Genomic DNA, 8461 nt, shown 5'->3' on the forward strand with positions numbered 1-8461 from the left:
GTCCGCGGCATGGATGCCGCGGCCAAGCCCCCAGGGACGGGTTTACGGCGTCCCCGCACACCCACAGTGCCCCGCCATCCCACGGAGAGCCGCTGTTGCTGTGGCTTGCAGCGGGTGCAGGGCCGCAGGCCCTGCCACTAACCCTCTTCCCGCCGCCCGCGCAGGATGTCCCGGAACCATTGCCGGTGATGCTTGTACGCCCACCCGTAGGTCACCTTGCCCTGGGTCATCGCCCGCACCGAACCCTTGATCCAGATCGCCGCATAGATGTGCACCACGATCGCGCAGACCAGCACCCAGCCGAACAACGCGTGGGCCAGCACCGAGAAGCGGATCACTCCGATCGGGAAGAAGTGGCTGAAGTACTGCCGCCAGATCACGAAGCCGGTCAGCAGCAGCGCCGACAGGCAACCAATGATCGCCCAGAACAGCAACTTCTGGCCGGCATTGAAACGGCCCACCGGCGGCAGCTTCTCGTCCTCGTTGCGCAGCACATCGCGCATGCCGCGCATCCACGCGCGGTCATCGGCGCTGAGGAAGTTGTCACGCCACATCCGCAGTGCCAGCAGGGCAAAGCCGATCACCATGGCCAGGCCGATGAACGGGTGCAGGATGCGCGTCCACGGCCCGCCGCCGAACAGCTGGGTCAACGGAAACAGGGCAGGGTGGAACAGCGCCAGCCCGGACAGCGCGGTCAGCACGAAACAGATCGCCACGATCCAGTGGTTGATGCGGGTCGGCGCGCGGTAGCGGATGATCTGCCGCGGGTGCGGTGCGTACTTCATGGCCGCTGCTCCTCTTCGATCTTCTTCGCCTCGTGTTCGGCCTCTTCCTCTTCCTCGTCGTTCACCGTGTTGCGGCCGATGCCGATGTAATGCAGGAAGCCGACAAACGCGGTAGCGGCGATGGCCAGCACGCCCAGCGGCTTGGCCACGCCCTTCCACACCTCCACCATCGGGCTGATGCGCGGGTCTTTGGGCAGGTCGGCGTACAGCTCGGGCTTGTCGACGTGCTGCAGCACGTACATCACGTGGGTGCCGCCGACGCCCTGCGGGTCATACAGGCCGGCGTTCTCGTAGCCGCGTGACTTCAGGTCCTCCACGCGGCCGGCCGCATGCTCGGTCATCGCCTGCTTGCTGCCAAAGGTGATCGCACCGGTCGGGCAGGTCTTCACGCAAGCCGGCTCCTGGCCCACCGCGACGCGGTCCGAGCACAGCGTGCACTTGTAGGCTTTGTGATCCTTCTTGGAAATGCGCGGGACGTCGAACGGGCAGCCGGTGACGCAGTAGCCGCAGCCGATGCAGTTCTCTTCCTGGAAATCGACGATGCCGTTGGCGTACTGGATGATCGCGCCCGGCGACGGGCAGGCCTTCAGGCAACCCGGATCGCTGCAGTGCATGCAGCCTTCCTTGCGGATCAGCCATTCCAGCTTGCCCTTCTCGTCCTCGTACTCGCGGAACTTCATCACCGTCCACGACTGTTCACTCAGGTCGGGCGGGTTGTCATAGCTGCCGACGCAGCTGCCGACCTCGTCGCGCAGGTCGTTCCACTCCATGCAGGCGACCTGGCAGGCCTTGCAGCCGATGCACTTGCTCACGTCGATCAGCTTGGCGACCTGGCCGGTGTGCGCACCACGCGCCTCCGGCGAGGGCGTGGTGGTGGCCGAGCGGCGGATGATGTCCAGCGATTGCAGTGACATGACGTGTCTCCTACACCTTCTCGACCTTGACCAGGATGCACTTCGACTCGGGCGTCTGCGAGTTGCCGTCACCGATGGCGTTGGTCAGCGTATTGGCGATGTAGCCGGGCTTGGCCGCACCGAGGAAGCCCCAGTGGATCGGTATGCCCACCTGGTGCACGGTGCGGCCGTCGATCTGCAGGGCCTTGATGCGCTTGGTCACCATCGCCACCGCTTCGATGTGGCCGCGCTTGGAACTGACCCGCACGCGGCTGCCGTTGTTGATGCCCAGTTCGTCGGCCAATGCCGCGCCGATCTCGACGAACTGCTCGGGCTGGATGATGGCGTTGAGCTTGCCGTGCTTGGTCCAGAAGTGGAAATGCTCGGTCAGGCGGTAGGTGGTGGCCACATGCGGGAACTCATCCGGCGAGCCGATCTGCGCACGGTCGCTGGCAAACACGCGCGCGGCCGGGTTGTTCAGCGTCTGCGCCTGGCCGGGGCTGAGCGGGTTGCTGCGCAGCGGTGTATCGAACGGCTCGTAATGCTCGGGGAACGGGCCCTCGGCCATGCCGGCCTTGGCGAAGAAGCGGGCGATGCCTTCGGGGTTCATGATGAACGGTCCCATGCCGCCGGCCGGATCTTCGTCGGCCTTGAAGTCGGGTACGTCCACGCTGCCCCAGTTCTTGCCGTTCCACGCCAGCAGCGTGCGCCGGGGATCGAACGGCTGGCCGGCCACGTCGCACGAAGCGCGGTTGTACATCACGCGGCGGTTGGCCGGCCACGCCCAGGCCCAGCCCAGCGTATTGCCGATGCCGGTCGGGTCGCTGTTGTCACGCCGCGCCATCATGTTGCCGGTCGGGCCCCAGGCGCCGATGTAGATCCAGCAGCCCGATGAGGTGCTGCCATCGTCGCGCAGGTCGCCGAACGCGGCCAGCTGCTCGCCGGCCTTGCGCACCAGCTTGGTCGGGTCCTTGGGATCGAACACGTCCGCCAGCGCCTTGCCGTTGTATTCCATCGCCAGTTCTTCCGGCGTCGGCACCTCCGGGTTGGAATACTTCCAGGCCAGATCGCGCACCGGCTCCCACCATGCGCCGCCGTCCTTCTCGTACATCGCCTTGATGCGATGGAACAGCTCGGACATGATCTCGATGTCGCTGCGCGCTTCGCCCGGTGGATTGGCGCCCTTCCAGTGCCACTGCAGCCAGCGCGAGGAGTTCACCACCGCGCCGTTCTCCTCGGCGAAAGAGGTGGTCGGCAGGCGGAACACTTCGGTCTGGATGGCGCGGGGATCGACGTCGTTCAGCGCGCCATGGTTCTGCCAGAACGCAATCGTCTCGGTTTCCAGCGGGTCCATGCTGACCATGAACTTCAGCTTGGAGAACGCGCTGATCAGCTTGCCCTTGTTCGGCGCCGAGGCCAGCGGGTTGAAGCCCTGGCAGATGTAGCCGTGGATCTTGCCTTCGTTCATCAGCTCGTACGCCTGCAGCATGTCGTACGGCTTGTCGAGCTTGGGCAGGTAATCGAAGCACCAGTTGTTGTCGGCGGTGGCGGCGTCGCCCCACCACGATTTCATCAGGCTGACGTGGAACTTCGGATAGTTCTGCCAGAACGACATCTGGTTGGCGCGCAGCGGCTTCTGTGTGCGCTTGGCGATGTAGGCGTCGTAGTCCTGTTCGTCCTGTTTCGGCAACGTCAGGTAGCCGGGCAGCAGGTCGGACATCAGGCCGATGTCGGTCAGGCCCTGGATGTTGGAGTGTCCGCGCAGCGCGTTCATGCCGCCGCCGGCCACGCCGATGTTGCCCAGCAGCAGCTGCACCATGGTGCCGGCACGCACGTTCTGCGCGCCCACCGAGTGCTGCGTCCAGCCCAGCGCGTACAGGATGGTCATCGCCTTGTCCTTGCCGGCGGTGGACGCGATCATGTCCCAGACCTGGCGGATGCTGTCGGCCGGCGTACCGCAGATGCGTTCGACCATCTCCACGGTGTAGCGCGCGTAGTGCTGCTTGAGCAGGGTGTAGACGCAGCGCGGGTCCTTCAGTGTCGGGTCGCTGCGCACGAAGCCGTCATCACCATAGACGTAGTCCCAGCTGGAACGGTCGTAGCTGCGCTTCTCTTCGTTGTAGCCCGAATACAGGCCATCCTTGAAGGCGAATTCGTCCTTCACCAGGAACGACATGTCGGTGTAGTTCAGCACGTACTCGTGCTGGATGCGGTCCTCGGTCAACAGGTAGTTGATCAGGCCGCCCAGGAACACGATGTCGGTGCCGGTACGGATCGGCGCATACACGTCGGCCACCGCGGCAGAGCGGTTGAAGCGCGGGTCGACCACGATCAGGCGGGCCTTGTTGTGTGCCTTGGCTTCGGTCACCCATTTGAAGCCGCACGGGTGCGCCTCGGCGGCATTGCCACCCATGATCAGGATCAGGTCGGCATTCTTGATGTCGACCCAATGATTCGTCATCGCACCACGGCCTAGCGTCGGGGCAAGACCTGCCACCGTCGGGCCGTGTCAGACACGTGCCTGGTTGTCGAACGCCAGCATGCCGAGGGAGCGCACGACCTTGTGGGTCAGCACCGCGGTTTCATTGCTGGTGGCCGAGGCCGCCAGCATGCCGGTGGTCAGCCAGCGGTTGACCGTCTGCCCGGCCTCGTTCTTCTCTACGAAGTTGGCGTCGCGGTCTTCCTTCATCAGCCGCGCGATGCGGTCCAGCGCATCGTCCCAGCTCAGCCGCTTCCACTCGTTCGAGCCCGGTGCGCGGTACTCGGGGTAGAGCAGGCGCGATTTGCTGTGGATGATGTCGGCCAGGCCGGCACCCTTCGGGCACAGCGTGCCGCGGTTGACCGGATGGTCCGGGTCGCCTTCGATATGGAAGATGCTCGGCTCGGCGTTCTTGGCACCATCGCCGAGGCTGTACATCAGGATGCCGCAGGCCACCGAACAGTAGGTACAGGTGTTGCGGGTCTCGGTCGCGCGGGTCAGCTTGTACTGCCGGACCTCCGCGAGCGCGATGCCGGGCGCGAAGCCCATCAATGCCAGGCTGGAGCCCACCAGGGTTGTCCCGGTGACCTTCAGGAACTGGCGGCGACTCATCGAGGGCATGCCGTTCTCCTTGGATGGCGGGGCGGCACGCAGACCACCCGGCTGTCGGTAGGTACGGCCCGGTTATAGCACAGGCCCCCGGATGCCCATGTGGCACCAGGTCCGGCCGCCTCGCCAAGGGGCGCGAAAAGGGGCGGCTCTGGTAAAGTTGCGTGCCCGCACCCCGGGGAGCCGTCTGCCGGGCCTGGTTCCAGGATGTTCCGCGCAGCCTCCGCCGTCCTGGCGCGATCCTCCGCGCCGGATCTGGAACATCGAGGAAAAATTTTGCGAAATCAACCAGTTGGGTTCCGTGCATGAGCGCCCCGTCACCTTCGTCGGACGCCGTCGCGCGCGGCACGCTGTACATCGTTGCCGCCCCTTCCGGCGCCGGCAAGAGCAGCATCGTCAACGCCACGCTGGCGCGTGATCCGCAGATCGCCCTGTCGATTTCCTTCACTTCGCGTGCGATGCGCCCGGGTGAAGTGAACGGCCAGCACTACCACTTCGTCAGTGCCGAAAAGTTCGAGCAGATGATCGCCGCCGGCGATTTCTTCGAGCATGCCTGGGTGCACGGCGACTGGAAGGGCACCGCCCGGCAGTCGGTGGAACCGCAGCTGGCCGCCGGCCAGGACGTGCTGCTGGAGATCGACTGGCAGGGCGCGCAGCAGGTGCGCCAGCTGGTGCCGGGCACGGTCACCGTGTTCATCCTGCCGCCGTCCAAGCAGGCGTTGCAGGACCGCATGCGCAAGCGCGGCCAGGACAGCGAGGCGGTCATCGCCCAGCGCCTGGGCGCGGCGCGTGACGAGATGCTGCACTTCAACGAGTTCGACTACGTGATCGTCAACGAGGTGTTCGACACCGCCGTCGACGAGCTGTGCGCCATCTTCACCGCCAGCCGCCTGCGTCGGGAGGCCCAGAAGGTCCGCCACGCCGGCCTGATCCAGGCCCTGTTGACCCCCGATCCGGGCGCAACTGACTGATTCCAAAAGAATAGGGTGGGGGTTGGCTTGATTTTGTCCAGCCCCTGCCAGTACACTCCGTCCCCTTTCCCTCATTCGACTGAGCGGCCGACCGGTCGCCGGGAGCCCGTATGGCCCGCATCACCGTAGAAGATTGCCTGGAAGTCGTTAACAACCGTTTCGAACTGGTCATGATGGCTTCCAAGCGTGCCCGCCAGCTCGCCAACGGCGTGCAGGCCACGCTGGACAACAGCGAGACCGAGGACAAGCCGACCGTGCTGGCGCTGCGCGAAATCGCCGCCCGCAAGATCGACAACGCGCTGATCGACGAAGTCGAGAAGGCCGAGCGTGAGCGCGCCGAGCGCGAAGCGCTGGAGTGGGCCGCCGCCGAAGTGGTCGCCGACGAAGACATGTCCAAGAACGACGATTGATCACATCGATCAGAGTCATTGCTGGATAGCCGAACAGCCCGCCCCGCGCGGGCTGTTTCGCATTCAGGATTTGCCGTAAACGTCGCGCTGGAATAGGCTTCGGGCATGAACCCAGGCCCCACTGCCAAGGTCGCCGCAGCCGCCACTGCCGCCGTACCCGACTACGTCCTCCAGCTTGAACGCGCCGCCCATTACCTGCCGCCGGAGCAGCTGCCGCTGCTGCGCCGTGCCTGGGAAGTCGGATCCGCCGCGCACGCTGGGCAGACGCGCAAGTCGGGCGAGCCCTATATCACCCATCCGGTGGCCGTGGCCCAGGTTCTGGCCGAGCTGGGCCTGGACGTGGAAGCACTGATCGCTGCGATCCTGCACGACACCATCGAAGACACCCCGCTGACCCGTGAGGAACTGGCCTCGGAGTTCGGCGAAGCCGTGGCCGAACTGGTCGACGGCGTGACCAAGCTGGACAAGCTGAAATTCCGCGACCGCCAGGAAGCGGCCGCCGAGAGCTTCCGCAAGATGCTGCTGGCGATGTCGCGCGACCTGCGCGTGATCATGATCAAGCTGGCCGACCGCCTGCACAACATGCGCACGCTGGGTGCGCAGAGCCGCGAGGCACGCGGCCGCATCGCCCGCGAGACGCTGGAGATCTACGCACCGATCGCGCAGCGCCTGGGCATGAGCCTGGTCAAGAGCGAACTGCAGAACCTCGGTTTCAAGGCGCTGTATCCGTGGCGCCACGCGATCATCGAAAAGCACATCCGCAGCCAGCCGGTGGTGCGCCGCGAAGCGATGGCGCAGGTGGAAGTGCAGTTGTCGCAGCGCCTGGCCAAGGAAGGGATCGAGCATCGGCTGATCAGCCGCATCAAGACCCCGTGGAGCATCTACAACAAGATGCGCGACGAGAACAAATCCTTCGACCAGGTGATGGACGTGTTCGGCTTCCGCCTGGTCGTGCGCAGCGTGCCCAGCTGTTACCACGCGCTGGGTTCGGTGCATGCCACCTTCAAGCCGCTGGATGGGCGCTTCCGCGATTTCATCGCCATTCCCAAGGCCAACGGTTACCAGTCGCTGCATACCGTGCTGTTCGGGCCCTATGGTTCGCCGATCGAAGTGCAGATCCGCACCGAAGAGATGGACCTGATCGCCGAACGCGGCGTGGCCGCGCACTGGACCTACAAGTTCGGCGGTGATTCGCCCAACAGCGCGCAGAGCCGTGCGCATGCCTGGATCGTCGAGCTGATCGATTCGCAGCGCGCCGCCGGGTCCTCGCTGGAATTCCTCGACAACGTCAAAGTCGACCTGTTCCCGGACGAGGTCTACCTGTTCACCCCGAAGGGCAAGATCCTGGCCCTGCCGCGCAACTCGACCGCGCTCGATTTCGCCTATGCCGTGCATACCGACGTCGGCAACATGGCGGTGGCCTCGCGGGTGGACAAGAAGCTGGTGCCGCTGCGCACCAAGCTGGTGTCGGGCCAGTCGGTGGAAATCATCACCGCGCGCTCGGCCACGCCGAAACCGCAGTGGCTGGAGTTCGTGGTCACCAGCAAGGCACGCACCGCCATCCGCCACCAGCTCAAGCAGCTGGAACACGAAGATGCCGTGCAGCTGGGCCATCGCATGCTCGACCGCGCGCTGGAAGCCATGGATTCCTCGCTGGAGCGGCTGCCGAAGGGGCGCCTGGATGCGTTCCTGGCCGAGCATCGCTTCCCGCGCCTGGAGGCCCTGCTGGCCGAAGTCGCGCTGGGCAACTGGATGCCGACCCAGGCGGCGCAGGCACTGATGGCCTACGCCGAACTGCGCGGTGGCCCGCATTCGCGCCACCACTCGCAGGAAAAGATCCTGATCAACGGCAGCGAGCGTGGCGTGGTCACCTTCGCCGGCTGCTGCCAGCCGATTCCCGGCGACGAGATCATGGGCTACCACACTGCCGGCAAGGGCATCGTGGTGCACCGCATGGACTGCCCGAACCTGGCCGAACTGCGCAAGTCGCCCGAGCGCTGGGTGCCGATCGGCTGGGACACCACCGTCTCCGGCGACTACGACACTTCGCTGGTGGTGGAAGTGGAGAACGGCACCGGCGTGCTGGCGCAGCTGGCGGCCGCCATCGCGCAGAGCCACTCCAACATCGAGCGCGTGGACTACCTGGACCGCGACTTCAACGCCGCCGTGCTGGCGTTCAACATCCAGGTGCGCGACCGCAACCACCTGGCCGAAGTGATGCGCCGCCTGCGCCGCCTGTCGGTCGTGCAGTCGGTACGCCGCCAGTAGATCCACGCCATGCGTGGATGCTCCCGGTAGTGGGGGGGGGGGGGCG

6 protein-coding genes are annotated in these 8461 nt (G+C 65.6%); 3 read left to right on the forward strand and 3 right to left on the reverse strand.

All coding sequences use genetic code 11. The features are described from left to right. Nucleotides 1-137: 137 nt before the first annotated feature. The 3 genes from QRO93_RS11855 to fdnG are packed head-to-tail and all read right to left on the reverse strand — an operon-like array spanning nucleotide 138 to nucleotide 4778. Nucleotides 138-785 (reverse strand): formate dehydrogenase subunit gamma, encoded by a 648-nt coding sequence (locus QRO93_RS11855; protein WP_053450687.1) that lies wholly within the window; start codon nucleotides 783-785, stop codon nucleotides 138-140. Beyond that, nucleotides 782-1699 carry a formate dehydrogenase subunit beta gene (gene fdxH, locus QRO93_RS11860; protein ID WP_053450686.1) on the reverse strand — a complete coding sequence of 306 codons (918 nt, stop codon included), beginning with the start codon at nucleotides 1697-1699 and terminating at the stop codon, nucleotides 782-784. The genes QRO93_RS11855 and fdxH overlap by 4 nt, the downstream gene beginning before the upstream one ends. 10 nt (nucleotides 1700-1709) lie before the next feature. Continuing rightward, the gene (gene fdnG, locus QRO93_RS11865; RefSeq protein WP_180880011.1) at nucleotides 1710-4778 is read right to left on the reverse strand and encodes a formate dehydrogenase-N subunit alpha; all 3069 of its coding nucleotides are present in this window, start codon (nucleotides 4776-4778) and stop codon (nucleotides 1710-1712) included. 293 nt (nucleotides 4779-5071) lie between these two features. Between fdnG and gmk the strand changes: the two genes are divergently transcribed. The 3 genes from gmk (at nucleotide 5072) to QRO93_RS11880 (ending at nucleotide 8415) form a co-directional block, all read left to right on the forward strand. Then, nucleotides 5072-5737, forward strand: a complete 666-nt coding sequence (gmk, locus tag QRO93_RS11870; protein ID WP_006466566.1) for a guanylate kinase — start codon at nucleotides 5072-5074, stop codon at nucleotides 5735-5737. A gap of 110 nt (nucleotides 5738-5847) precedes the next feature. Continuing rightward, nucleotides 5848-6147: a DNA-directed RNA polymerase subunit omega gene (gene rpoZ, locus QRO93_RS11875; RefSeq protein ID WP_005410877.1), complete on the forward strand. Its 300-nt coding sequence runs from the start codon at nucleotides 5848-5850 to the stop codon at nucleotides 6145-6147. Between the two features lie 105 nt (nucleotides 6148-6252). Then, complete coding sequence (locus QRO93_RS11880) at nucleotides 6253-8415, forward strand: bifunctional (p)ppGpp synthetase/guanosine-3',5'-bis(diphosphate) 3'-pyrophosphohydrolase (RefSeq protein WP_006466563.1); 2163 nt, start codon at nucleotides 6253-6255, stop codon at nucleotides 8413-8415. Nucleotides 8416-8461 lie beyond the last annotated feature (46 nt).

Origin of the sequence: Stenotrophomonas maltophilia group sp. Smal17 (assembly GCF_030237045.1) — a bacterium.
GTDB lineage: Bacteria > Pseudomonadota > Gammaproteobacteria > Xanthomonadales > Xanthomonadaceae > Stenotrophomonas > Stenotrophomonas forensis.